The sequence below is a fragment of the Burkholderia diffusa genome (assembly GCF_902499115.1).
Taxonomy (GTDB): Bacteria; Pseudomonadota; Gammaproteobacteria; order Burkholderiales; family Burkholderiaceae; genus Burkholderia; species Burkholderia diffusa.
Genome location: NZ_CABVPN010000028.1, coordinates 53,092 through 75,813 on the forward strand (window position 1 = coordinate 53,092; position 22,722 = coordinate 75,813).

Annotated in this window: 22 protein-coding genes; 7 read left to right on the plus strand and 15 right to left on the minus strand. The window is 67.5% G+C overall.

Annotated elements, in window-relative coordinates; all coding sequences use genetic code 11:
• From BTE28158_RS25545 to BTE28158_RS25560, 4 genes are all read right to left on the minus strand, one after another.
• A complete protein-coding gene (locus tag BTE28158_RS25545) occupies positions 1-1,116 on the minus strand; it encodes an acetoin dehydrogenase dihydrolipoyllysine-residue acetyltransferase subunit (RefSeq protein WP_151050838.1) in 1,116 nt (371 codons plus the stop codon).
• Positions 1,117-1,120: 4 nt separating this feature from the next.
• Positions 1,121-2,125, minus strand: coding sequence for an alpha-ketoacid dehydrogenase subunit beta (locus BTE28158_RS25550; protein ID WP_059604326.1), 1,005 nt, complete (start codon positions 2,123-2,125; stop codon positions 1,121-1,123).
• Positions 2,126-2,193: 68 nt separating this feature from the next.
• Positions 2,194-3,177, minus strand: a complete 984-nt coding sequence (locus BTE28158_RS25555) for a thiamine pyrophosphate-dependent dehydrogenase E1 component subunit alpha (RefSeq protein ID WP_059604323.1) — start codon at positions 3,175-3,177, stop codon at positions 2,194-2,196.
• A 100-nt stretch (positions 3,178-3,277) separates the two neighbouring features.
• Entirely contained in the window at positions 3,278-4,336 is a 1,059-nt protein-coding gene (locus BTE28158_RS25560) for an ATP-NAD kinase family protein (protein WP_059604320.1), read from the minus strand.
• 522 nt (positions 4,337-4,858) lie between these two features.
• Between BTE28158_RS25560 and BTE28158_RS25565 the strand changes: the two genes are divergently transcribed.
• Positions 4,859-6,778, plus strand: coding sequence for a sigma-54-dependent Fis family transcriptional regulator (locus BTE28158_RS25565; protein WP_059604317.1), 1,920 nt, complete (start codon positions 4,859-4,861; stop codon positions 6,776-6,778).
• Positions 6,779-6,797: 19 nt separating this feature from the next.
• On the opposite strand, the gene BTE28158_RS25570 is transcribed toward BTE28158_RS25565, so the two are convergent.
• Both BTE28158_RS25570 and BTE28158_RS25575 read right to left on the minus strand, forming a co-directional pair.
• Positions 6,798-7,232 (minus strand): carboxymuconolactone decarboxylase family protein, encoded by a 435-nt coding sequence (locus tag BTE28158_RS25570; protein ID WP_151049316.1) that lies wholly within the window; start codon positions 7,230-7,232, stop codon positions 6,798-6,800.
• Positions 7,216-7,677 (minus strand): MerR family transcriptional regulator, encoded by a 462-nt coding sequence (locus BTE28158_RS25575; RefSeq protein WP_059604310.1) that lies wholly within the window; start codon positions 7,675-7,677, stop codon positions 7,216-7,218. The genes BTE28158_RS25570 and BTE28158_RS25575 overlap by 17 nt, the downstream gene beginning before the upstream one ends.
• A 286-nt stretch (positions 7,678-7,963) precedes the next feature.
• On the opposite strand from BTE28158_RS25575, the gene BTE28158_RS25580 reads away from it, so the two are divergent.
• Together BTE28158_RS25580 and BTE28158_RS25585 are read left to right on the plus strand one after the other, a co-directional pair.
• A complete protein-coding gene (locus BTE28158_RS25580) occupies positions 7,964-8,548 on the plus strand; it encodes a ComEA family DNA-binding protein (protein ID WP_151049314.1) in 585 nt (194 codons plus the stop codon).
• An 88-nt stretch (positions 8,549-8,636) separates the two neighbouring features.
• The gene (locus tag BTE28158_RS25585; RefSeq protein ID WP_059604306.1) at positions 8,637-9,068 is read left to right on the plus strand and encodes a YidB family protein; all 432 of its coding nucleotides are present in this window, start codon (positions 8,637-8,639) and stop codon (positions 9,066-9,068) included.
• 129 nt (positions 9,069-9,197) lie between these two features.
• Here BTE28158_RS25585 and clpB read toward each other — a convergent pair whose 3' ends face one another.
• Positions 9,198-11,795: an ATP-dependent chaperone ClpB gene (clpB, locus tag BTE28158_RS25590; protein ID WP_124622616.1), complete on the minus strand. Its 2,598-nt coding sequence runs from the start codon at positions 11,793-11,795 to the stop codon at positions 9,198-9,200.
• A gap of 156 nt (positions 11,796-11,951) precedes the next feature.
• A complete protein-coding gene (locus BTE28158_RS25595; protein WP_059604300.1) occupies positions 11,952-12,470 on the minus strand; it encodes an Rrf2 family transcriptional regulator in 519 nt (172 codons plus the stop codon).
• Positions 12,471-12,735: 265 nt separating this feature from the next.
• On the opposite strand from BTE28158_RS25595, the gene BTE28158_RS25600 reads away from it, so the two are divergent.
• The gene (locus tag BTE28158_RS25600) at positions 12,736-13,296 is read left to right on the plus strand and encodes a group III truncated hemoglobin (RefSeq protein WP_059604299.1); all 561 of its coding nucleotides are present in this window, start codon (positions 12,736-12,738) and stop codon (positions 13,294-13,296) included.
• A gap of 69 nt (positions 13,297-13,365) precedes the next feature.
• Here the strand turns inward: BTE28158_RS25600 and BTE28158_RS25605 are convergent, their stop codons facing one another.
• The 6 genes from BTE28158_RS25605 to BTE28158_RS25630 form a co-directional block, all read right to left on the minus strand.
• Entirely contained in the window at positions 13,366-13,842 is a 477-nt protein-coding gene (locus tag BTE28158_RS25605) for a molybdenum cofactor biosynthesis protein MoaE (protein WP_059604296.1), read from the minus strand.
• 10 nt (positions 13,843-13,852) lie between these two features.
• On the minus strand, positions 13,853-14,110 hold the full coding sequence (moaD, locus tag BTE28158_RS25610) for a molybdopterin converting factor subunit 1 (RefSeq protein ID WP_006758354.1): 258 nt from the start codon (positions 14,108-14,110) through the stop codon (positions 13,853-13,855).
• Positions 14,111-14,129: 19 nt separating this feature from the next.
• Positions 14,130-15,377 (minus strand): molybdopterin molybdotransferase MoeA, encoded by a 1,248-nt coding sequence (locus tag BTE28158_RS25615; RefSeq protein ID WP_124622614.1) that lies wholly within the window; start codon positions 15,375-15,377, stop codon positions 14,130-14,132.
• 265 nt (positions 15,378-15,642) lie between these two features.
• Positions 15,643-17,094: a threonine synthase gene (gene thrC / locus BTE28158_RS25620; RefSeq protein WP_059604289.1), complete on the minus strand. Its 1,452-nt coding sequence runs from the start codon at positions 17,092-17,094 to the stop codon at positions 15,643-15,645.
• Positions 17,095-17,108: 14 nt separating this feature from the next.
• Positions 17,109-18,437, minus strand: a complete 1,329-nt coding sequence (locus tag BTE28158_RS25625; protein WP_151049312.1) for a homoserine dehydrogenase — start codon at positions 18,435-18,437, stop codon at positions 17,109-17,111.
• Positions 18,438-18,489: 52 nt separating this feature from the next.
• Positions 18,490-19,728, minus strand: coding sequence for a pyridoxal phosphate-dependent aminotransferase (locus BTE28158_RS25630; RefSeq protein ID WP_059604283.1), 1,239 nt, complete (start codon positions 19,726-19,728; stop codon positions 18,490-18,492).
• A gap of 316 nt (positions 19,729-20,044) precedes the next feature.
• Between BTE28158_RS25630 and BTE28158_RS25635 the strand changes: the two genes are divergently transcribed.
• On the plus strand, positions 20,045-20,419 hold the full coding sequence (locus tag BTE28158_RS25635) for an Mth938-like domain-containing protein (RefSeq protein WP_151049321.1): 375 nt from the start codon (positions 20,045-20,047) through the stop codon (positions 20,417-20,419).
• Here BTE28158_RS25635 and BTE28158_RS25640 read toward each other — a convergent pair.
• Entirely contained in the window at positions 20,416-20,556 is a 141-nt protein-coding gene (locus tag BTE28158_RS25640; RefSeq protein ID WP_170296433.1) for a hypothetical protein, read from the minus strand. The two genes, BTE28158_RS25635 and BTE28158_RS25640, sit on opposite strands and share 4 nt — an antisense overlap.
• On the opposite strand from BTE28158_RS25640, the gene BTE28158_RS25645 reads away from it, so the two are divergent.
• Together BTE28158_RS25645 and BTE28158_RS25650 are read left to right on the plus strand one after the other, a co-directional pair.
• Positions 20,555-22,231: a glycosyltransferase family 39 protein gene (locus BTE28158_RS25645; RefSeq protein WP_151049310.1), complete on the plus strand. Its 1,677-nt coding sequence runs from the start codon at positions 20,555-20,557 to the stop codon at positions 22,229-22,231. The two genes, BTE28158_RS25640 and BTE28158_RS25645, sit on opposite strands and share 2 nt — an antisense overlap.
• A 13-nt stretch (positions 22,232-22,244) precedes the next feature.
• A complete protein-coding gene (locus tag BTE28158_RS25650; RefSeq protein ID WP_014896865.1) occupies positions 22,245-22,616 on the plus strand; it encodes an EamA family transporter in 372 nt (123 codons plus the stop codon).
• The last annotated feature ends 106 nt before the right edge of the window (positions 22,617-22,722 follow it).

Genomic DNA, 22,722 nt, shown 5'->3' on the forward strand with positions numbered 1-22,722 from the left:
TCAGTCTCCGAGAAACGCGCCGATCAAGCGGTTCACGTCGGCAGCCGCCTCCATCTGCACCATGTGGCCGCTGCCGGCGATCACCTCGATCCGCACGCCGTCCGGCAAGCCCTGCGCATGCTGCGCCGGAATCACCTCGTCGCGCTCGCCCCAGATCACGAGCGTGCGCGGCGCGAGCGCCCCGACGCGGTCGCGGAACACGCGCCGCTGGGACGCACCGTCGAACGCGGCGTTCGCGATCTTCTCCAGCGCGGCCTGCACACCTTCGAGCCGCTTGTACTTGACGAGATCCTCGACCAGTTGTCGCGTGACGAGCGCGTCGTCGGCGAACAATGCGCCGAGGTGCGGCTTCAGTGTGTTGCGGCTGTTGCCGGCGACGAAGCCGTCGATATAGGCGCGGTTGATATCGGTGCCGAGCCCCGCGCTCGCGATCAGCGTCAGCGACGCGACGCGTTGCGGCGCGCGTTCGGCCGCGGCCATCGCGACCGCGCCGCCCATCGAATGCCCGATCAGATGCGCACGATCGATGTGCTGCGCGTCGAGCAGCGCGAGCACCGCGTCGGCCAGTTCGTCGAGACTGCCCGTGTCGACCGCCTTGCCCGACTCGCCGTGCCCGGGCAGGTCGAGCGCCCACACGGGCCGATGCGCGGCCAGCTCCGCGTGGTTGAACAGCCAGTTGTTCAGGTCGCCGCCGAAGCCGTGGATCAGCACCGCAGGCGTACCCGAACCGTCGCCGAGTTTCAGGAACCGGACCGTGCGTCCGCCGATCTGCGCCTTCTCGGGTTGCGGGCCCGCCGCGTCGTCGGCGGCCGCGGCCGGCACGAAATCGCGCTGGAATTCCGCGATCGCCGCGTCGATGTCGGCATCGCTTGCCTCGGCCGCGGCCACCACGCCGAGCAGCGCACCGACCGGCAGCGTCTCGCCCTCCTGCGCGACCTGTCGGCGCAGCGTGCCGTCGAACGCGCACTCGACGCCCGACGAGATCTTGTCGGTCTCGACGTCGAGCACTTCGTCGCCCTTCGTCACGCGTTCGCCGATCGCCTTCAGCCAGCCGTTGACCTGCCCCTGCTCCATCGACAGCCCCCACTTGGGCATCGTGATCATGTGAATCGACATCGTGTCAGCTCCTCGTCTTCAGTACCGCCTGCGCGATCGCGTCGGCGGATGGGATGTAAAGGTCTTCCAGCACGCCGGCGAACGGCGTGGGCGTGTGCGGTGCGGTCACGAGCTCGATCGGTGCCTTGAGCGATCGGAACGCGCGCCGCGCGACGAGCGCGGCGATGTCGGTCGCGATCGAGCAGCGCGGGGTCGCTTCATCGACCACCACCACGCGCCCGGTGCGCTCCGCGCTTTCGAGGATCGTTTCCTCGTCGAGCGGCGAAGTCGTGCGCAGGTCGATCACGTCGACCTGGATGCCGTCCTTCGCGAGCTTCGCGGCCGCGTCGGTCGCGAGGTGCACCATGCGGCCGTAGGTGACGATCGTCGCGTCATCGCCGTCGCGCACGATGTTCGCCTCGCCGAACGGAATCGCATAGGATTCCTCAGGCACATCGCCTTCGCGCGTGTAGAGAAGCTTGTGCTCGAGGAAGATCACGGGATCGTTGTCGCGGATCGACTGGATCAGCAGCCCCTTCGCGTCGTAAGGCGTCGACGGGCACACGACCTTCAGCCCCGGGATGTGCGTAAACAGCGACGTGAGCATCTGCGAATGCTGCGCGGCCGCGCGCAGGCCGGCGCCGTACATCGCGCGGATCACGACCGGCGTCACGGCCTTGCCGCCGAACATGTAACGGAATTTCGCGGCCTGATTGAATATCTGGTCGAAGCACACGCCCATGAAATCGATGAACATCAGTTCCGCGACGGGCCGCATCCCGCACGCGGCCGCGCCGACCGCCGCGCCGATGTAGCCGCCTTCCGAAAGCGGCGTATCGAGCACGCGGCCCGGAAACTTGTGGAACAGCCCCTTCGTCACGCCGAGCACGCCGCCCCATGCGTCGTCCTCGCCCGGCGCGCCCGCGCCGCCCGCGTTGTCCTCGCCCATCACGATCACGCTGTCGTCGCGCGCCATTTCCTGCGCGAGCGCCTCGTTGATCGCCTGCGAATAAGTGATCTTCCTTGCCATGTCCGTCTCCTGGAATATTGGGTTCGCCGTGCCGGCTGCAGGCCGGTGGCCGCTGTGTCACATCGCGTTCACGGGTACGACACGTACACGTCGGTCAGCAAGTCGGCCGCGTCGGGCAGCGGCGCGGCCTTCGCCTGCGCGACCGCGTCGTCGATCAGCGCCTTCACCTGCGCATCGACCGCGCGCAGTTCGTCGGTCGTCAGCACCTCGGCACGCACGACGCGCGTCTCGAAATGTTTCAGGCAGTCCTTCTCGTCGCGGAGCTTCTGTACTTCGCCCGGCGCGCGATAGGTCTGCGCGTCGCCTTCGAAGTGACCGAAATAGCGCGTGAACTTCACTTCGACGAGCGTCGGGCCGCCACCGTTGCGTGCGCGTGCGACAGCTTCGCCGAGCGCCTCGTGAACCGCGAAGAAGTCGAAGCCGTCGACGATCACGCCCGGCATCCCGAAGCCGTTCGCGCGGTCGGCGATGTTGTCGGTCGCGACCGACCAGCTCGACGACGTCGCTTCCGCATAACCGTTGTTTTCGGCCACGAAGATCGCCGGCAGCCGCCACACCGACGCAAGGTTCATCGATTCGAAGATCACGCCCTGATTCGACGCACCGTCGCCGAAGAAGCACACCCCGACGCCGCCCGTCTTCTTGTGCTTGGCCGCGAGCGCCGCGCCGCACACGAGCGGGCCGCCCGCGCCGACGATCCCGTTCGCGCCGAGCATCCCCATCGACAGGTCGGCGATGTGCATCGAACCGCCCTTGCCGTGGCAAACGCCCGTCTTCTTTCCGTAGATCTCGGCCATCATCCCGTGCACGTCGACGCCTTTCGCGATGCAGTGGCCGTGCCCGCGGTGCGTGGTGGCGACATAGTCCTCGAGGCCGAGGTGCAGCATGGTGCCGACCGCGGAGGCCTCCTCGCCCGCGTACAGGTGAACGAAGCCGGGGATTTCGCCGGTCGCGAACTCGACGTGCAGGCGCTCCTCGAATTCGCGGATCGTGCGCATCAGCCGATACGCATCCAGCAGCGTGTCCCTGCTGAGCTGTGTCGAAACGGTCATGTGTGTCTCCTTGATAGGTCTGACTGCGAATGCCGCCGCGGCAACGCCCCGGCGACGGATTGCACGACGGCCCGGCCGTCGGTGAAACGTGAAGCCGGCGTCAGCCGCGCCACGCGCCGGCATCGCGCAACAACTGCCGCGACGACGCGTAACGCAGCGTGCGGCCGACATCGACCGTCAGCGGCCCGCGCCAGTCGAGCGCGATCTCGTAGCGGTCGCCGCGCGTGACCTCGATCTCGCGCTCGCCATCGAACGCGAGCGTGCCGTGCTCGAACGGGATCGTCTGCCACGCACCCGGCTCGAGCCGCTCGCAGCTGCGCATCACGACGCGATCGACGCGGCCGGGTGCGATCGGCGCGACGAGCGGCGTGCCGGCGGTCTTGCCATCGGCGGCGAAACGCATCGCGAGCCCGTGCGGCGCGCTGCGCTCGAGCGGTGCCCACGCGCCGCCGAGCGCGGACAGGCCGATGCCGTCCGGCTCCGCGAAAGTCAGATAGAGCGTGTCGATGTCGTCAGGCCCCGAGATGGCGCGCGCGCCGATGAAGCGCTGGCGGGCCGCGCACACGTCGACGAGCGCGATCTCCTCGCGCCCCGCGTTCGGGCCCGCCCCGCAGCGCACGACGAGCCGCTTGTTGCGCGCGAACGCGACCTCGGCCGGCACGGCGCCGGTCGCGACGAGTCCGGCCGCGACGCCCGCGACGGTCGCCTCGCGATGTTCGGGAAACGCGTTGTTGGTGCCGGTGGACAGCGCGACGAGCGGCGTCGCGCCGCAATGCGCGGCGACCGCGCGATGGGTGCCGTCGCCGCCGAGCACGACGATCAGCGCGACTTCCATCCGGTGCATGTATGCGGCGCCGGCGTGCGTGTCGGCGACGGTATCGGAGATCGGCAGGTCAACGAATTCGACGTCGGGCCAGCGTTCGTGCGGCGCGACCGCGCGATGCGTATCGAGCGCACGCATCAGCAGCGTCGCGATGCCCGTCTTGTCGCGCAAGGTCAGCACGCGCTCGACGCCCATCGCGCCGAGGCCGGCGAGCAGGCGCACGACCATGTTGGCCTTTTCCGCCGTCGGGAACACGGATGCATGCGTCGTCAGGCGGCGAATGTCGCGCCCCGATGCGGGGTTCGCGATCACGCCGACGGTCACGGGCGTCGTCACGGGCTTGTCTCCATCCAGTGGACCGACGCTCGCGCCGGCCCTGCATGTGTCGTCCGCCGTCATCGAGGGCAGCGGATCATCGCACCCGACGCGACCGCGCCGGGCTTGCCCATGACATCTGCAAGCGGCGTGCCACCGTGTGTGCGACGACCACGGAACCCGCGTGCGGACTGGCTCTGCGGGCATGCCGATCAGCGACATCTGCCGCCTTGACAGCCCGACGCTCCGCGAAACCGCCCGTGCGTCTCACGCCGTCGATGTCCCGGCGCACCGGTTTCGGCACCTTCATCCGGATTGCGCGTCGGCCGGCAAGCCACGCGTATCGCGGCGCGGCGCGCGACACCATGACGTGGGCCACCATCGCGCGCGGCATGCCCGCGCGTCTCAATCGCGCGAGACCGGCTGAGATGCCGCTGAGACGAACGTCTCACGCCGCGCGCGTGCTGCGATGCAATGTGATCCGCGCCGACGGATGTGCTACAAGAACATCGAATTCCCCGTCGTACGGAACCGGAGCCGACCATGCCCTACGCCGTCCCCCAGGCCCAGCACGCCGACCGTGTGCTCGGCGCGCTCGCCGGACGCCTGCCCGCGCCTGCCGATTCCGCGCGTCTCGTGTCGTCGTGGCAGCGCTCGCTCGAGCGCTACGCGCTCGACCCCGCGTCGTCGATCGGCCCGCGCGTGCTGACCGCGGCCGAGCTGCGCGAGGTGCGCGACAAGGAGGAAGCCTTCCTGCGCGCGTCGGGCCAGTGCCTGACGCGCCTGCACGACATGATTCGCGTCGCCGATTACTGCGTGATGCTGACCGACGCGCACGGCGTGACGATCGATTACCGGATCGACCGCGAACGCCGCAACGACTTCCGTCATGCGGGGCTGCACATCGGCTCGTGCTGGTCGGAAAGCGAGGAAGGGACCTGCGGGGTCGCGAGCGTGCTGACCGATCTCGCGCCGATCACCGTGCACAAGACCGACCACTTCCGCGCGGCGTTCACCACCCTCACCTGCAGCGCGGCCCCGATCTTCGCGCCGGGCGGCGAACTGATCGGCGTGCTCGACGCGTCGGCCGTCCAGTCGCCGGACGGCCGCGACAGCCAGCGTCTCGTGTACCAGCTCGTGCGGCAGAGCGCGGCGCTGATCGAGGACGGCTATTTCGTGCACAGCACCGCGCAACACTGGATATTGTTCGGGCATCCGAATCGTCACTATGTCGAGGCGCAGCCCGAATGGCTGATCGCGTTCGACGAGTGCGGCAACATCGTCGCCGCGAACCGGCAGGCGCGCGACGCGCTGCCGGCGCTGCGCGAACCGCGCCATATCGACGAGATCTTCGACGCAACCGAGATGCCGCTGCGCGACGCCGCGCGGCTCGACACGATCGTCGCGCTGCGGCTGCGCGCGACGGGTGCCCCGCTCTATGCGCGGCTGCGCGCGCCGCTGCGGCGCGCCGGCCGCGAAACCGGCACGGCATCGCGCCGCCCCGGCACCGCGCAGCGCCACGTCGGCGCCCTGACGCCGTTCCTGCACAGCAGCGACGCGCGCGTCGCGCAGCAGGCCGAACTCGCGCTGCGTGTCGCGAGCAAGCGGCTGCCGATTCTCGTACTCGGCGAAACCGGCGCAGGCAAGGAAGTATTCGCCCGCGCGATCCACGACGCCGGTGCGCGACGCGCACGGCCGTTCGTCGCGGTCAACTGCGGCGCGCTGCCCGAGGCGCTGATCGAAAGCGAGCTGTTCGGCTATGCGGCGGGTGCGTTCACCGGTGCGCGCAAGCACGGCGCGCGCGGCAAGATCGCGCTCGCCGACGGCGGCACGCTGTTTCTCGACGAAATCGGCGACATGCCGCTCACGCTGCAGACGCGCCTGCTGCGCGTGCTCGCCGACGGCGAGGTCGTGCCGCTCGGCAGCGATACGCCCGTGCGCGTCGATCTCGACGTGATCTGCGCGACGCACCGCGATCTCGCGCGCATGGTGGCCGACGGCACGTTCCGCGAGGATCTGTATTACCGGCTGAGCGGCGCGACGTTCGAACTGCCGCCGCTGCGCGAGCGCGCGGACGTGCGCGACGTGATCGCCGCGGTATTCGCCGAGGAAGCGCAGGCGACCGGCCACGTGCTCACGCTCGACACGTCGCTCGCCGAGCAACTCGCCGCGTATCCGTGGCCGGGCAACGTGCGGCAACTGCGCAACGTGCTGCGCTATGCGTGCGCGGTGTGCGATGCCGCCCGCGTGACGCGGCGCGACCTGCCGGCAGATCTCGCCGCGCAGCTCGGCGCCGGCCCGTCCGGCGGCGCGCTGCCGGACGACGAACGCGGCCGCATCGTCGCGGCGCTCACCGCGCATCGCTGGCGGCCCGACGCAGCCGCGCAGGCGCTCGGCATCTCGCGCGCGACGCTGTACCGGCGGATCGCAAAACACCGGATCGTCGCGCCGCACCGCGCGTGACGAGCCGGCGCGACCGCCATCACGCGGCCTGCGCGGCCACTTCGCCTGCTTTCCCGCCCTCACCCGCCGCTTCGTCGCGCCGCGCGAACACCTCGTGCGCGGCGAACAGCGCGTTCAGCGCGGCCGGGAAACCTGCGTAGACGGCCATCTGCATGAACACCTCGACGATCTCGTCGCGCGTGCAGCCCACGTTCAGTGCCGCCTCGACATGCACCTTCAGTTGCGGCTGCGCGTTGCCGAGCGCGGCCAGCGCGGCGATCGTCGCGATCTCGCGCGCCCTCAGGTCGAGCTGCGGCCGGCTGTAGATGTCGCCGAAGCCGAACTCGACGAGCAGCCGCCCGAAGTCCGGCGCGATCGGCGCAAGCGCCGCGATCACGCGTTCGCCCACTTCGCCGTCGATTTCCTTCAGCTTGTTCCAGCCGCGCGTGTAGCGATCTTCAACGAGTCGATCCATGGTGTCCGTCCTGTTCCAAGAGTGAATGAGTAGCGTTCGCCCGTCGTTCCGTCTCGCGCTCCTTGGCCTCGTAGTACGCGATCTTGTCGCCGATCGCGTCGAGGCTCGCCTGCAGTTCCGCGATATGCGCGCGCACCGCGTCGCGATGCGCGGCCAGCAAGCTGCGCCGCGCACCGAACGTCGACTCGCCTTGCGCACGCAGCGCCGCGAACTGCTGCATCTGCGCAATCGGCATGCCGGTCGCCTTCAGGCGCATCACGAAGGCAAGCCAGTCAAGGTCGGCCGGCGCATAGAGCCGGTGCCCCGCCGCCGTGCGTGAAATCGCGCGCAGCAGGCCGGCCTGCTCGTAATACCGCAGCGTATGCGTCGACACGCCGGTCAGTTCGGCGACTTGCCCGATCGTCAGCGGACCGGCGGCGGAAGGTCTGGATACGGTTTTCGACATGGCAGGATCAAGGTTAGGAGTTAGAGTTCACTCTAAGTCAAGCATTGTCGAATGGCCAGGCACGACAATCCGAAATCACCGCCGCGAACACCGTAAAGAATGGTCAAAACCGCCGTCCGACGCGGCTTTCTGTCTTTACAGCGACGCAAGCCTTCAGCAAGATTCGGACAGCCTGTCTTAAAAAGGGCACGCATTTGTCCTATGCTTAACGGCGACGCCCGGCCAGGTCTCGCCCCGCCGTCCGTTGCAACAGCCATTCATCCGTCAGAACCAGGGAGCCTTTGCCATGCTGAAAAAGCTGCTGATGCTGTTCGTCGCGCTGTCGCTGTCGCTCGCCGCCGGCATCGCCGCGGCCGTTGAAGTCAACACGGCCGACCAGGCCGCGCTCGAATCGGTGAAGGGCCTCGGGCCCGTGAAGTCGAAGGCGATCATCGACGAACGCACCAAGAACGGCCCGTTCAAGGACGCGGACGATCTCGCGAACCGCGTGAAGGGTCTCGGCACGAAGTCGGTCGGGCATCTCGAGGAAAACGGCCTGACGATCGGCGGCTCGTCGACGCCGCCGAAGGGCGTGAAGCTGTCGAAGCCGGCCGCGACGACGTCGGCCACGACGTCGACATCGACGTCGACGACCGCAACGGCCGGCACGACGGCGACGGCCCCGGCCGCGAGCGCCCCCGAAGCAGCGACCAAGCCGGCCAAGAGCAAGCGCATGTCGAAGAAGGAAAAGGCAGCCGCGGCCGCAGCGGCATCCGCCGATGCGGGAGCGAGCGCGCCGGCCGCAGCGTCGTCCACGAAGGCGACGAAGGGCTCGAAGAAGAAGAGCAAGAAGGACAAGGCAGCCTCCGCCGCCGCGGCGTCGGGCGCCTGATATGCGCCACGCGCGCGATCGCGTGCGCGCGGCATTCGATCAACGGGCGCCGTCGTTGCGGCGCCCTTTTCAGTAAAGGTGAAGAACCATGGGTCTCCTCGACATCGTTGGCGGTCTGATCGGCGGCCAAGCCGGCGGCAACTCGCAAAGCGCGCTCATCACGACGGCGCTCGAATTCATCAACAACCAGCCGGGCGGCCTGAACGGGCTGATCGAGAAGTTCAAGGCCGGCGGCGCCGGCGACATCATCGGCTCGTGGGTCGGTAACGGCGAAAACCAGCCGATCTCGGCCGACACGCTGCAAAACGTGCTCGGTTCCGACGTCGTCGGCTCGCTAGCGAGCAAGGTCGGTATCGATCCGTCTCAGGCATCGTCGATCCTCGCGCAAGTGCTGCCGCACGTCGTCAACGGCGCGACGCCGAACGGCGAAGTGCCGGCCGGCGGCCAGGTCGATACGTCGAACGTGCTCGGCACGCTCACGCAGCTCGCCGGCATGTTCGGCGGCAGCAAGCAGGCCTGAGCCCGCAGCGCGCCGCGCTGACCGCCTCGACGGCGGTTTCGGCCGCCCCATATGCAAACACCCCGCCTGAGCGGGGTGTTTGTTTTTGCGCGCCCGGCGCGAACCGGGCGTGCGGCCGATCACTGGCAATCAGTGCACGACGCGGTCGAACACGAACGTGCCGTCGCTGACGTCGACCGGGATCACGTCCTTCGGACCAAAACGGCCCGCGAGGATCAGCTTCGCGACCGGGTTCTCGATCTCCTGCTGGATCGCGCGCTTCAACGGCCGCGCGCCGAACAGCGGATCGTAGCCGACCTTCGCGATCTGTTCGAGCGCGGTGGGCGACACGTCGAGCGCCATGTCGAGCTTCGCGAGCCGGTCGTGCAGGCGCGCGAGCTGGATCTTCGCGATCGATTCGATGTTGCTGCGATCGAGCGCGTGGAACACGACGACGTCGTCGATCCGGTTCAGGAACTCGGGGCGGAAGTGCTGCTTCACTTCGAGCCACACGGCATCCTTGATCTCTTCCTGCGGCGAGCCCGTCATGGCCTGGATCACCTGCGAGCCGAGGTTCGACGTCATCACGATCACCGTGTTCTTGAAGTCGACCGTGCGCCCCTGCCCGTCGGTCATGCGGCCGTCGTCGAGCACCTGCAGCAGCACGTTGAACACGTCCGGGTGGGCCTTCTCGATCTCGTCGAGCAGGATCACGCTGTACGGCTTGCGGCGCACGGCTTCCGTCAGGTAGCCGCCTTCCTCGTAGCCGACATAGCCCGGCGGCGCGCCGATCAGCCGCGCGACGCTGTGCTTCTCCATGAACTCGCTCATGTCGATGCGGATCAGGTGCTCTTCCGAATCGAACAGGAACGACGCCAGCGCCTTGCACAGCTCGGTCTTGCCGACCCCCGTCGGGCCGAGGAACAGGAACGAGCCGTACGGGCGGTTCGGATCGGCGAGACCCGCGCGCGAACGACGGATCGCGTCCGCCACCGCGCTGATCGCCTCGTCCTGGCCGACCACGCGTTCGTGCAGTTTTTCCTCGATGTGCAGCAGCTTCTCGCGTTCGCCCTGCATCATCCGCGACACCGGAATTCCGGTTGCGCGCGACACGACTTCCGCGATTTCTTCCGCGCCGACCTGCGTGCGCAGCAGACGCGGACGCGTCGGGTTGTGCTGCTCCTGCTCTTCGGCCTGCGTGACCTGCTTCAGTTGCGACTCGAGTTGCGGCAGCTTGCCGTACTGCAGCTCGGCGACCTTCTCGAGCTTGCCTTCACGCTGCAAGCGCGCGATGTCCGCCCGCACCTTCTCGATCTCTTCCTTGAGCTGCGCGCTGCCCTGCACCGCAGCCTTCTCGGCAGTCCAGATCTCTTCCAGGTCCGCATATTCGCGGCCGAGGCGTTCGATCTCTTCCTCGATCAACTGCAGGCGCTTCTGCGACGCCTCGTCCTGCTCCTTCTTCACGGCCTCGCGCTCGATCTTCAGCTGGATCAGACGACGATCGAGCTTGTCCATCTCTTCGGGCTTCGAATCGATTTCCATCTTGATCTTCGACGCGGCCTCGTCGATCAGGTCGATCGCCTTGTCCGGCAGGAAGCGGTCGGTGATGTAGCGATGCGACAGCTCGGCCGCGGCGACGATCGCCGGGTCGGTGATGTCGACACCGTGGTGCAGTTCGTACTTCTCCTGCAGCCCGCGCAGGATCGCAATCGTCGCCTCGACGCTCGGCTCGTCGACGAGCACCTTCTGGAAGCGGCGTTCGAGCGCGGCGTCCTTCTCGATGTATTTGCGGTATTCGTCGAGCGTGGTCGCGCCGATGCAGTGCAGCTCGCCGCGCGACAGCGCCGGCTTCAGCATGTTGCCTGCGTCCATCGCGCCTTCGGCCTTGCCGGCACCGACCATCGTATGGATCTCGTCGATGAACACGATCGTCCGGCCTTCGTCCTTGGCGATGTCGTTGAGCACGGCCTTCAGACGCTCCTCGAACTCGCCGCGATACTTCGCGCCGGCGAGCAGCGCGGCCATGTCGAGCGACAGCACGCGCTTGCCCTTCAGCGTCTCGGGCACTTCGCCGTTGACGATCCGCTGCGCGAGCCCTTCGACGATCGCCGTCTTGCCGACACCCGGCTCGCCGATCAGCACCGGGTTGTTCTTGGTCCGGCGCTGCAGGATCTGGATCGAACGGCGGATTTCATCGTCGCGGCCGATCACCGGATCGAGCTTGCCCGCGCGGGCGCGCTCGGTCAGGTCGACCGTGTATTTCTTCAGCGCCTCGCGCTGGCTTTCGGCGTCCTGGCTGTGCACCTGCGAGCCGCCGCGCACCGCGGCGATCGCGGCTTCGAGCGCCTTGCGCGTGAGGCCGTGCTGGCGCGCGAGCTTGCCGGCTTCGCCCTTGTCGTCGGACACGGCGAGCAGGAACATCTCGCTCGCGATGAACGTGTCGTTGAGTTTCTGCGCCTCCCTGTCGGCCTGGTTCAGCAGCCCGGCCAACTCACGGCCGATCTGGATGTCGCCGCCCGTGCCCGTTACTTGCGGCAGGCGCGAGATGGCTTCGTTCAGCGCGCCTTGCAGCGCCTGCACGTGCACGCCCGCGCGCGACATCAGCGAGCGGGCGGAGCCGTCCTGCTGAGCGACCAGCGCCGCCAGCACGTGAACGGGTTCGATGTATTGATTGTCGCGGCCTGCCGCGAGGCTTTGCGCGTCCGCGAGTGCTTCCTGGAACTTGGTGGTGAGCTTGTCGATTCTCATTTGGCGAGACCTCCAATTTTCGATTAACACCAAGATGAGGATGGTTATACGGGTTTCAAGCGAAATTCGGGTTGATTCAGCGCAAAAATAGCCGGGCGGCGATGCGGCGGCCTGCGGGCGGGCCGCCGCCCGGATGGTGGCGGTGGTACCGGCGTGTCAGCCGACCTTCGACGGCGATTCGGCGGACGCCGATGCGTCATCCCCGGACGGCTCGGCACGCACCAGCGCGATCGGACGAATGCCCAGCAGCGCGACGAGCGGCGACGCGGGCACGGTCAGCTCGCCGAGCGTGTGACGGTCGAGTTCGGCGAAGAATGCGTCGCGCGCGGCCGCCAGCACGCCCTTCAGGCGGCAATGCGGCTCGATCACGCAGTCGCGCGACGCGTCGCCGTCGGCCGCAAAGCAGCCGACCAGCGCGAAATCGTTCTCGGTCGCGCGCACCACCTGGCCGACCGTCAGCTTCAGCGATTCGGGGAACAGCCGCAGCCCGCCGTTGCGGCCGCGCACGGTATCGACCCAGCCGAGCTCGCCGAGCTGCTGCACGACCTTCATCAGATGGTTCTTCGAGATGCCGTAGGCGTCCGAGATCTCCTGGATCGTCGCGAGCCCCTCGCCGCGCACGGCGAGGTACAGCATGACGCGCAGCGAATAGTCGGTGTAGTCAGTGAGTCTCATGAGCGAATACGGAAAATGATCGATCGCGCCCCGATCAAGCGGGACGGATCAATCGGAACGCGCGCCGGGATGGTTCTCGAGGCCGCTTGACGGCGCCGGGTTGCCGGGACGGCCTGCGCGCAATAATATTCATGAAATCTACGCATTTTTCGGGCATTGATGGACGCTATTTTGCGTCAAAATTCTGTCGGCGTCCTGCGCGTTGCCCACGCTGCCGTTCCGCGGGCACGACACCGACGCCCTGATTTTCCCGGCCCTTTTTTCCATGACCGCCCTGCCCGCCTCGCCCGATACCGCCCCGGCCCGCCCTCGCGACGCCGAGCCAACAGAAGACAATATTCGCGACCTCGTATACGCGTTCTACGACCGCGTGCGCGCCGATCCGCTGCTCGGCCCCGTGTTTGACGCGAAGCTGGACGGTCGCTGGGACGACCATCTGCCGAAGATGGTGAGCTTCTGGTCGAGCCTCGTGCTCGGCACCAAGGGCTATCGCGGCAACGTGCAGCAGGCGCACCAGCCACTCGACGGGATCGAGCCCGCGCATTTCAGCCGCTGGCTGTCGCTGTTCCTGAAGACCGTCGAGGGGCGCTACACGCCGCCCGCGGCCATCCGCTTCATGGAGCCCGCGCTGCGCATCGCGCAGAGCCTGCAGTTGAGCCGCTTCGGCTGGGATTATCAGATTCCACCCGAGCAGCAGGCGCTGCTCGACGCGATCGCGCCACGCCGCCGCGACACGGGCGACGATCCGCATGCGCTGCCGTCACGCGCCCGCGGCGAGCCGTTTCCGACGAAGATCATCGGGCGCGGCACGGATCCGGACGCCTGACACCTCGATTCGCAGCGCCGGAGCGCTCGAGTGCCTGCGGCACATCGCCGCACGACACGTACGCCGCGCTCAACGCGGCGTGTTGCCCGATTCGACGCCCCAGCGCGCGAGCGCCGCATCGTCGGTGCTGCGAGCATCGACCCAGCGCTCGCCGTCGGGCGTCGTTTCCTTCTTCCAGAACGGCGCCTCGGTTTTCAGGTAGTCCATCACGAACTCGCACGACGCGAACGCATCGCCGCGATGCGATGCGACCGTCGCGACCATCACGATCTGGTCGAGCGGCAGCAGCCGGCCGACGCGATGCACGATCGCGACGTCGATCCCGGGCCAGCGCCGGCCAGCCTCGGCGGCGATCTTCTCGAGCGCCTTCTCGGTCATCCCCGGATAATGCTCGAGCTCCATCGCGGCGACCGAATCGCCTTCGTTCAGGTCGCGCACGGTGCCAACGAAGCAGGCGACCGCGCCGATCTTCGGGTTGCGCGCGCGTAGCGCCGCCACTTCGGCGTTCAGGTCGAAATCGTTGGCCTGCACTCGTACCGTAGCCATCGCCCGCCTCTCAACCACCCGTCACGGGCGGAAAAAACGCGACCTCGCAACCGTCGGTGAGCCGCGTATCGGGGTCGGTCATCTCGTGATTGCATGCCATGCGCAACGCGCGCCCTTCGGCGAGCGTCTCGGCCCACGCGCCGCCGCGCAGGCGCAGCCATGCGCGCACGTCGCCGACGGTCGTCACGCCGTCCGGCACGTCGGCCTGCTCGTCGGACACGCCCAGCGCCTCGCGCACGCTTGCAAAGAATTTCAGTTGAATCTTCATGGGTCAGGAAGCCGTCGCGTTACGACAGCAGTTCGGAAAACGGAATGAAACGCACGGTCTCGCCTGCGCTGATCGCGTGCTGCGGCGGATTGTCGATCAGGCCGTCGCCCCAGACCGTCGACGTCAGCACCGCCGAGCTCTGGTTCGGGAACAGGTCGAGGCCGCCGGCCGCGTTGACGCGCGCGCGCAGGAATTCGTTGCGCCGGTCGCCCTTGCTTTGCGAGAAGTCCGCGCGCAGCGACAGCGCGCGCGGCGCGACGTCGCGCACGCCGGACAAGCGCAGCAGGAACGGCCGCACGAACAGCAGGAACGTGACGAAGCTCGACACGGGATTGCCCGGCAGCCCGATGAAGTGCGCGTCGGGATGCGCGTCGCCGCGGCGCACCGCGCCGAACGCGAGCGGCTTGCCCGGCTTCATCGCGATCTGCCACAGCGCGAGCCGACCTTCGGCTTCGACGGCCGGCTTCACGTGATCCTCGTCACCGACCGATACGCCGCCGCTCGTCAGGATCACGTCGTGATCGCGCGCGGCCTCACGCAGCGTGTCGCGCGTCGCGGCGAGCGAGTCGGGCACGATCCCGTAGTCGGTCACGTGGCAGCCGAGCCGCTCAAGCAGTCCGCGTAGCGTGAAGCGGTTCGAATTGTAGATCGCGCCGGGCTTCAGCGGCTCGCCCGGCATCGTCAGTTCGTCGCCGGTGAAGAACACCGCGACGCGAATCCGCCGCGCGACCGACAACTGCGCGCAGCCGACCGACGCGGCCAGCCCGAGCGCCTGTGGCGTAAGCCGCGTACCGGCCGGCAGGATCACCGAACCCTGGCGGATGTCCGCGCCCTGCGCGGTGATCCATTCACCGGCCTTCGGCGTGTGGAGGATTTCGACCGCATCGCCGTCGGCCGACGCCTGCTCCTGCATCACGACGGCATCGGCGCCGGGCGGCACCGTCGCGCCGGTGAAGATCCGTGCGGCCGTGCCCGCCGCGAGCGGCGCGGCCGGATGGCCCGCCGGAATCCGCTGCGACACCGGCAAGCGCCGCTCGCCGTGCAGCAGGTCGGCGACGCGCACCGCATAGCCGTCCATCGCGCTCGTATGCATCGGCGGCACGTCGAGCGGCGAGCTCACGTCGGCCGCCAGCACGCGGCCGAGCCCGTCGAGCGTGGCGACGGTTTCAGTGCCGGGCAGCGGCTTCGCGGCTTCGAGCAGCGCGGCGAGCGCTTCGGCGGTCGACAGCATCGGCGCGCGCGGCGCCGCGGGATTCGGGTTCGACATCGATGGAATCGGGGATCGTTGGGATCAATACGTCATTGTAGCGACGCCATCGCGCCCACGTGCGATATGCCGGACATGCGACAACCGTGATCGGCGCGAAGCGCGGCACTGGCACTTGATTCGCGCGCCATCTGACAATGCCCCTGCGCGCGGCCGCCACCAAGCGAAACGGCCGGAACCCCGATCCGTGTGACGAATCGGCATTCCGGCCGTCCTGCGCCGCCGGGCTTGCGACCCCGCGGCCCGAGGCTACCCCGGTGCTACGTTACGCGCCCGTATGCGCGGCAATGAAGTCCTTCACCTGCTGCGCATCGGCCTTCACGACCTCGAAACGCTGCGGCAGCGCCTCGAGCCCGTCGAATGCCGCCGGCCGCTCGGCCTCGCGATCGAGCGCTTCGCGGATCGTCTCGCCGAACTTGATCGGCTGGGCCGTCTCGAGCACGACCATCGGCACGCCCGCGTCGAGGTGCTCGCGCGCGACCTTCACGCCGTCGGCCGTGTGCGTATCGATCATCGTGTCGTAGCGCGAGAACACGTCACGGATCGTCGCGATGCGGTCCGCGTGGCTGCTGCGACCCGACACGAAGCCGAACTCGGCCACGCGCGCGAAATCGCCGCTCGCCGCGAGATCGAAACCGCCCTTCTCCTCGACGTCGCGGAACAACTGCATCACGCGTGCCGGATCGCGGCCGAGCAGGTCGAACACGAAGCGTTCGAAGTTCGACGCCTTCGAGATATCCATGCTCGGGCTGCTCGTGTGGTACGTGTTTTCCGCGCTGCGCACGCGATATGCGCCGGTGCGGAAGAACTCGTCGAGCACGTCGTTCTCGTTGGTCGCGACCACGAGCTTGGCGATCGGCAGGCCCATCATCCGCGCGATGTGACCCGCGCAGACGTTGCCGAAGTTGCCCGACGGCACCGTGAACGACACGCGCTCGTCGTTGGACGTCGTCGCCGCGAAATAGCCCTTGAAGTAGTACACGACCTGCGCGACGACGCGCGCCCAGTTAATCGAGTTGACCGTGCCGATCTTATGCCGCGCCTTGAACGTGTGATCGTTCGACACGGCCTTCACGATGTCCTGGCAGTCGTCGAACACGCCTTCGACCGCGAGGTTGAAGATGTTCGGATCCTGCAGGCTGAACATCTGGGCGGTCTGGAACGCACTCATCTTCTTGTGCGGCGACAGCATGAACACGCGCACGCCGGCCTTGCCGCGCATCGCGTATTCGGCCGCGCTGCCCGTGTCGCCGGACGTCGCGCCGAGGATGTTCAGCGCTTCGCCGTGCTTCGCGAGCGTGTACTCGAACAGGTTGCCGAGCAGCTGCATCGCCATGTCCTTGAACGCGAGCGTCGGGCCGTTCGACAGTTCGAGCAGCGAGATCGGCGCGCCGTTCTCGGTGCCGAGCGTCTTCAGCGGCGTGATGTCGGACGCGTTCTCGCCGTGGCGCGTGTTGCTGTACACGGCGGCCGTATACGTGCGGCGCGTGATCGCGCGCAGGTCGTCGGCCGGCACGTCGTCGCAGAACTTCGACAGGATCTCGAACGCGAGATCCGCGTACGGCAGCGTGCGCCAGCGCGCCAGTTCGTCGGCCGACACCTTCGGGTACTCGGCCGGCAGGTACAGCCCGCCGTCCTTCGCGAGACCGCCGAGCAGGATGTCGGAGAACGTGTGGCGCTCGCCGATGCCGGCGCCGCGCGTGGAGATGTAGTTCATGTCGTTCCTGGTCCTCAGTTCAGCGCTTCCATGCGCAGCTTCGTCACCTTCGAGACCACCGTCGCGAGGCCTTCGATCTGCGCGATCGCCGCGTTCACGTGCTTCTCGAGCGTCTCGTGCGTGATCAGGATGATGTCGGTCTCGCCGTTCGCGCCGTCGACCTGCTCCGATTCCTTCTGCAGCAGCGCGTCGATCGAGATGCCCGATTCGGCGAGGATGCGCGTGATGTTGGCGAGCACGCCCGTCTGGTCGGCCACCCGCAGGCGCAGGTAGTAGCCGCTCGTGACTTCCTCGATCGGCAGGATCGGCGTGTTCGACAGGCTGTCCGGCTGGAACGCGAGGTGCGGCACGCGATGCTCGGGGTCAGCCGTGTGCAGGCGCGTGACGTCGACGAGATCCGCGACGACCGCCGAAGCGGTCGGCTCAGCGCCCGCGCCCTTGCCGTAGTACAGCGTCGTGCCGACCGCGTCGCCGTGCACGACGACCGCGTTCATCGCGCCCTCGACGTTCGCGAGCAGGCGCTTCTCGGGAATCAGCGTCGGATGCACGCGCAGCTCGATGCCGTTTTCGGCGCGGCGCGTGATGCCGAGGAGCTTGATCCGGTAGCCGAGCTCTTCCGCGTAGCGGATGTCGGTCGCGTCGAGCTTGCTGATCCCTTCGACGTACGCGCGGTCGAACTGGACCGGCACGCCGAACGCGATCGCGCTCATGATCGTCGCCTTGTGCGCGGCGTCGACGCCTTCGATGTCGAATGTCGGATCGGCTTCCGCGTAGCCGAGTTCCTGTGCGGCCTTCAGCGCGGTCGCGAAGTCGAGGCCGCGGTCGCGCATTTCCGACAGGATGTAGTTCGTCGTGCCGTTGATGATGCCCGCGATGTACTGGATGCGGTTCGCGGTCAGGCCTTCTCGCAGCGCCTTGATGATCGGGATGCCGCCGGCGACGGCCGCCTCGAACGCGACCATCACGCCCTTTTCGCGCGCGGCCTCGAAGATCTCGGTGCCGTGCACCGCGAGCAGCGCCTTGTTCGCCGTCACGACGTGCTTGCCGTTCGCGATCGCGCGCAGCACGAGCTCGCGCGCGATGCCCGTGCCGCCGATCATCTCGGCGATGATCGAAATCGACGGATCGTCGACGACCGCGTTGAAATCGTCGGTGATCTGCGCGGCGCCGGCGTTACCGCCGAGCGCGGCCTGCGCCTTGGCCGGGTTGCGCACCGCGATGCGCGCGACCTCGATGCCGCGCCCCGCGCGTCGCTTGATTTCTTCCTGGTTGCGGTGCAGCACCGTGAAGGTGCCGCTGCCGACGGTGCCGAAGCCCAACAGGCCAACTTTGATCGGTTCCATGCTGCGTGTGATCGATGAGTAAGAGTGAATGAATGCCGGGGACGATGTCCGCTCAGACCGAATGGCGCTTGCGGTAGCCGTCGAGGAAGCGCGCGATCCGGTTGATCGAATCGGTCAGGTCGTCGAGGTTCGGCAGGAAGACCACGCGGAAGTGATCCGGCGCCGCCCAGTTGAAGCCCGTACCCTGCACGAGCAGCACGCGTTCCTCGAGCAACAGGTCGAGGATGAACTGCTGGTCGTTCTGGATCGGATAGAGCTTCGGATCGAGGCGCGGGAACATGTACAGCGCGGCCTGCGGCTTCACGCAGGTCACGCCCGGAATCGACGTGAGCATGTCATACGCCAGCTCGCGCTGCTTGTACAGGCGCCCGCTCGGCACGATCAGCTCGTTGATGCTCTGGTAGCCGCCGAGCGCGGTCTGGATCGCGAACTGCCCGGGCACGTTCGCGCACAGGCGCATCGACGACAGGATCCCGAGCCCTTCGAGGTAATCCTTCGCGCGCCGGCGGTTGTCGCCGCCGAGGCCCGACACGGCCATCCAGCCCGCGCGGTAGCCGCACGAGCGATAGCTCTTCGACAGGCTGTTGAACGTGACGGTGATCACGTCTTCCGACAGCGAGCCCAGCGCCGTGTGCTCGAGCCCGTCGTAGACGATCTTGTCGTAGACCTCGTCGGCAAACACGATCAGCCCGTGCTGGCGCGCGATCTCGAGCAGATCGCGCAGCAATTCGTCGGAATAAAGCGCGCCGGTCGGGTTGTTCGGGTTGATCACGACGATCGCCTTGGTGTTCGGCGTGATCTTGCGGCGGATGTCGTCGAGGTCGGGCATCCACGCGTTCTGCTCGTCGCACACGTAATGCACGGGCGTGCCGCCCGACAGGCTCACGGCGGCCGTCCACAGCGGGTAGTCGGGCGCCGGCAGCAGCACTTCGTCGCCGTCGTTCAGGAGCGCCTGGGTCGCCATCACGATCAGCTCGGACGCGCCGTTGCCGATGTAGATGTCGTCGAGGCCGACACCGACGACGCCCTTTTGCTGCGTGTAGTGCATCACGGCCTTGCGGGCCGAGAACACGCCCTTCGAATCCGAATAGCCGGACGACGCCGGCAGGTTGCGGATCATGTCCTGGATGATTTCGTCCGGCGCGTCGAAACCGAACGGCGCGAGGTTGCCAATGTTCAGCTTGATGATGCGGTGGCCTTCTTCCTCGAGGCGCTTCGCATGCTCGAGCACCGGGCCACGGATGTCGTAGCAGACGTTGAGCAGCTTGTTCGACTTCTGAATCGGTTTCACGACGACACGGTTCCTGGGTTGGCCTTGCGGCCGGGGGACGGGATCAAAACTGGAGAGCGGCCGGTCTGTGCGCGCTGTCTAGACTGGGGAAAATGCGGGCGGTCGGACGCGGCTTGTGGCGACGCACGATGCAACTGGCGCCCGGGGGCAACCAAAAAGTTATAATTTAGCGGATTTTGGCCGACTTTCGCAATGCACCATGGCCGCTCCGGGCCCGCGCCTTCAGGCGTCCCGCGCGCGGCGGTCGCGAAACCGGCCGCCCGGGCCCGTGCGGCCCTTGCCAGACAATCCCTCCACGGAACCGCGGAATACCGATTTGAAACTGCACCAGGACGCGAGCGGCGCGCTCAACACCGTCACCGGCTACGGCCCCGATTATGTCGACGTCAACCTCCAACACCACGAAGGAAGCGTCATCGTGCTGCCCGGCGCACCGGTGCGGGACTGGCCCGTGTCGTCGTTCGACGCGCTCGCGCCCGAGCATTTCGCGATGCTGCTCGACCCGGCACCCGAACTCGTGATCTTCGGCAGCGGCGCGCGGCTGCGCTTCCCACACCCGCGCCTCGTGGCCATGCTCACGGCCAAGCGCATCGGCGTCGAGACGATGGATTTCCAGGCTGCCTGCCGTACCTACAACATCCTGATGGCCGAGGGCCGCAAGGTCGCCGCCGCGCTCTTAATTGAACGTTAATCACCGTTGCGGTAAAACTCGGGCCGGCACACCGGGTCGATCCCCGGATCGTCCTCCCGGTCGATGACCGGCACGCCGACCGCCCCCGGCGCAACCCGCCGGCGGCTCTTACAACAACCAACAGGCTGAAAATCCATGAACGATACGCCGCCGAGGCTACCGCTCAATCGCATCACGCTCGTCCTCCTGCTCGTCGCACTCGCGATCGTCTGGTTCGCGCCGCTCGGGCTGCGCCACCTGATCCCGAGCGACGAAGGCCGCTACGCCGAAATGGCGCGGGAAATGTTCGTCACCGGCGACTGGATCACACCGCGCTACAACGGCTACAAGTACTTCGAGAAGCCGCCGCTGCAGACCTGGCTGAACGCGCTGACGTTCGCGTGGTTCGGCATTGGCGAATGGCAGGCGCGCCTCTACACGGGCCTCGCCAGCTTCGCCGGCGTGCTGCTGGTCGGCTTCACGGGCGCGCGCCTGTTCAACCCGCTGTCCGGCTTCCTCGCGGCCGTCGTGCTCGCGTGCTCGCCGTACTGGAACCTGATGGGCCACTTCAACGCGCTCGACATGGGGCTCGCGTTCTGGATGACGCTGTCGCTCTGCTCGCTGCTGCTCGCGCAGCGGCCCGGGCTGCAGGCGGGCGCGGCGCGCGGCTGGATGTGGGCGTGCTGGGGCGCGATGGCGTTCGCCGTGCTGTCCAAGGGCCTCGTCGGCCTGATCCTGCCCGGCGCCGTGCTGGTGCTCTATACGCTGATCGCCCGCGACTGGGCGCTGTGGAAGCGGCTGTACCTGGTCAGCGGCCTCGTGATCTTCTTCGCGATCGTCACGCCGTGGTTCGTGCTCGTCCAGCAGCGCAACCCCGAGTTCTTCAACTTCTTCTTCATCGTCCAGCAGTTCCGCCGGTATCTGACCCCGGAACAGAACCGCCCGGGCCCGCTCTACTATTTCGTGCCGGTGCTGCTGGTCGGCTTCCTGCCGTGGCTGTCCGTCGCATGGCAGAGCATCCGCCATGCACTGCGCATGCCGCGCCAGCCGAACGGTTTCTCTCCGATGCTCGTGCTGCTGATCTGGAGCGCGTTCATCTTCCTGTTCTTCAGCGCATCGCATTCCAAGCTGATCTCTTACGTGCTGCCGGTCGCGCCAGCGCTCGCGCTGATGATCGGCGCGTACCTGCCGCTGATGAGCGCCGACCGGTTCCGCCGTCACCTGCTCGGCTACCTCGTATTCTTAGTCGTCGCGGCGTTCGGGATCATCTTCCTCGCGTATCAGGGCGACGCCCGCACGCCGAACGCGCTGTACCGCGCGTTCCAGCTATGGCTGTACGCGGGCCTCGCGGTCGCGGGTGCGCTGACGCTCGCGGCCGCATGGCTGAACCGTCACGTGAGTGTCGCGGCCGCGATCACCGCGTTCGGCGCCGCGTGGCTCGCGTTCGGCACGATCGGCGGCACCGGTCACGATGAATTCGGCCGCTACAGCTCGGGCGCCCTGCTCGCGCCCGCCGTGCGCGCCGAACTGGCGAAGCTGCCGCCCGACACACCGTTCTATTCGATCGAGATGCTCGATCACACGTTCCCGTTCTATATGGGCCACACGACGATCATGGTCCAGCGCCAGGACGAACTCGCATTCGGGATCTCGGTCGAGCCGAACAAATGGATCCCGACCGTCGACCAATGGATCGAACGCTGGAAGCAGGACACCCATGCGCTCGCGATCATGCCGCCCGGCCAGTACGACACGCTGGTCAAGCAAGGCGTGGCGATGCGCGTGATCGCGCGCGACAACCGCCGCGTGATCGTCGAGAAACCGCAATCGTAAGGACGCCCGCCGCATGAATCCCGTTTCGTTCGTCTGCATCATCACCGGCGTGATGCTCAACGCCTGTGCGCAACTCCTGCTGAAAGCCGGCGTCAACGCCGTTGGACACTTCGAATTCAGCCGTGCGAACATCATCCCGGTCGGCCTGAAGATCGCGACCCAGCTGCCGATCATCGGCGGCCTCGGCTGCTACGTGCTGAGCGTGGTCGTCTGGATTCTCGGGCTGTCGCGAGTCGACGTATCGATCGCGTACCCGATGTTGTCGCTCGGCTACGTGGTCAACGCATTTGCCGCCTGGTACCTGTTCGGCGAGGTGCTGTCGGTCCAGCGGCTCGTCGGCATCGGCATCATCCTGATCGGCGTGCTCGTGCTCGCGCGCAGTTGAGCGCGCCCGGCCCGGCGGCATTAAGCGTCCGCCTACAAAAAATCACGGTACGAATCCGGCAACCGGTGTTTAATGCCGGTTTCGGGCCGGATCGCCCGACCCCTTT

Excerpts from the sequence above, each read along its gene's own strand:
- BTE28158_RS25625 (WP_151049312.1), bottom strand. The coding sequence starts at position 18,437 with ATGGAACCGATCAAAGTTGGCCTGTTGGGCTTCGGCACCGTCGGCAGC.
- BTE28158_RS25650 (WP_014896865.1), top strand. The coding sequence starts at position 22,245 with ATGAATCCCGTTTCGTTCGTCTGCATCATCACCGGCGTGATGCTCAAC.
- BTE28158_RS25600 (WP_059604299.1), top strand. The coding sequence starts at position 12,736 with ATGACCGCCCTGCCCGCCTCGCCCGATACCGCCCCGGCCCGCCCTCGC.
- BTE28158_RS25555 (WP_059604323.1), bottom strand. The coding sequence starts at position 3,177 with ATGACCGTTTCGACACAGCTCAGCAGGGACACGCTGCTGGATGCGTAT.
- BTE28158_RS25595 (WP_059604300.1), bottom strand. The coding sequence starts at position 12,470 with ATGAGACTCACTGACTACACCGACTATTCGCTGCGCGTCATGCTGTAC.
- BTE28158_RS25565 (WP_059604317.1), top strand. The coding sequence starts at position 4,859 with ATGCCCTACGCCGTCCCCCAGGCCCAGCACGCCGACCGTGTGCTCGGC.
- BTE28158_RS25615 (WP_124622614.1), bottom strand. The coding sequence starts at position 15,377 with ATGTCGAACCCGAATCCCGCGGCGCCGCGCGCGCCGATGCTGTCGACC.
- BTE28158_RS25575 (WP_059604310.1), bottom strand. The coding sequence starts at position 7,677 with ATGTCGAAAACCGTATCCAGACCTTCCGCCGCCGGTCCGCTGACGATC.
- BTE28158_RS25585 (WP_059604306.1), top strand. The coding sequence starts at position 8,637 with ATGGGTCTCCTCGACATCGTTGGCGGTCTGATCGGCGGCCAAGCCGGC.
- BTE28158_RS25605 (WP_059604296.1), bottom strand. The coding sequence starts at position 13,842 with ATGGCTACGGTACGAGTGCAGGCCAACGATTTCGACCTGAACGCCGAA.
- BTE28158_RS25640 (WP_170296433.1), bottom strand. The coding sequence starts at position 20,556 with ATGGATTTTCAGCCTGTTGGTTGTTGTAAGAGCCGCCGGCGGGTTGCG.
- BTE28158_RS25645 (WP_151049310.1), top strand. The coding sequence starts at position 20,555 with ATGAACGATACGCCGCCGAGGCTACCGCTCAATCGCATCACGCTCGTC.
- thrC (WP_059604289.1), bottom strand. The coding sequence starts at position 17,094 with ATGAACTACATCTCCACGCGCGGCGCCGGCATCGGCGAGCGCCACACG.
- clpB (WP_124622616.1), bottom strand. The coding sequence starts at position 11,795 with ATGAGAATCGACAAGCTCACCACCAAGTTCCAGGAAGCACTCGCGGAC.
- moaD (WP_006758354.1), bottom strand. The coding sequence starts at position 14,110 with ATGAAGATTCAACTGAAATTCTTTGCAAGCGTGCGCGAGGCGCTGGGC.
- BTE28158_RS25550 (WP_059604326.1), bottom strand. The coding sequence starts at position 2,125 with ATGGCAAGGAAGATCACTTATTCGCAGGCGATCAACGAGGCGCTCGCG.
- BTE28158_RS25570 (WP_151049316.1), bottom strand. The coding sequence starts at position 7,232 with ATGGATCGACTCGTTGAAGATCGCTACACGCGCGGCTGGAACAAGCTG.
- BTE28158_RS25580 (WP_151049314.1), top strand. The coding sequence starts at position 7,964 with ATGCTGAAAAAGCTGCTGATGCTGTTCGTCGCGCTGTCGCTGTCGCTC.
- BTE28158_RS25545 (WP_151050838.1), bottom strand. The coding sequence starts at position 1,116 with ATGTCGATTCACATGATCACGATGCCCAAGTGGGGGCTGTCGATGGAG.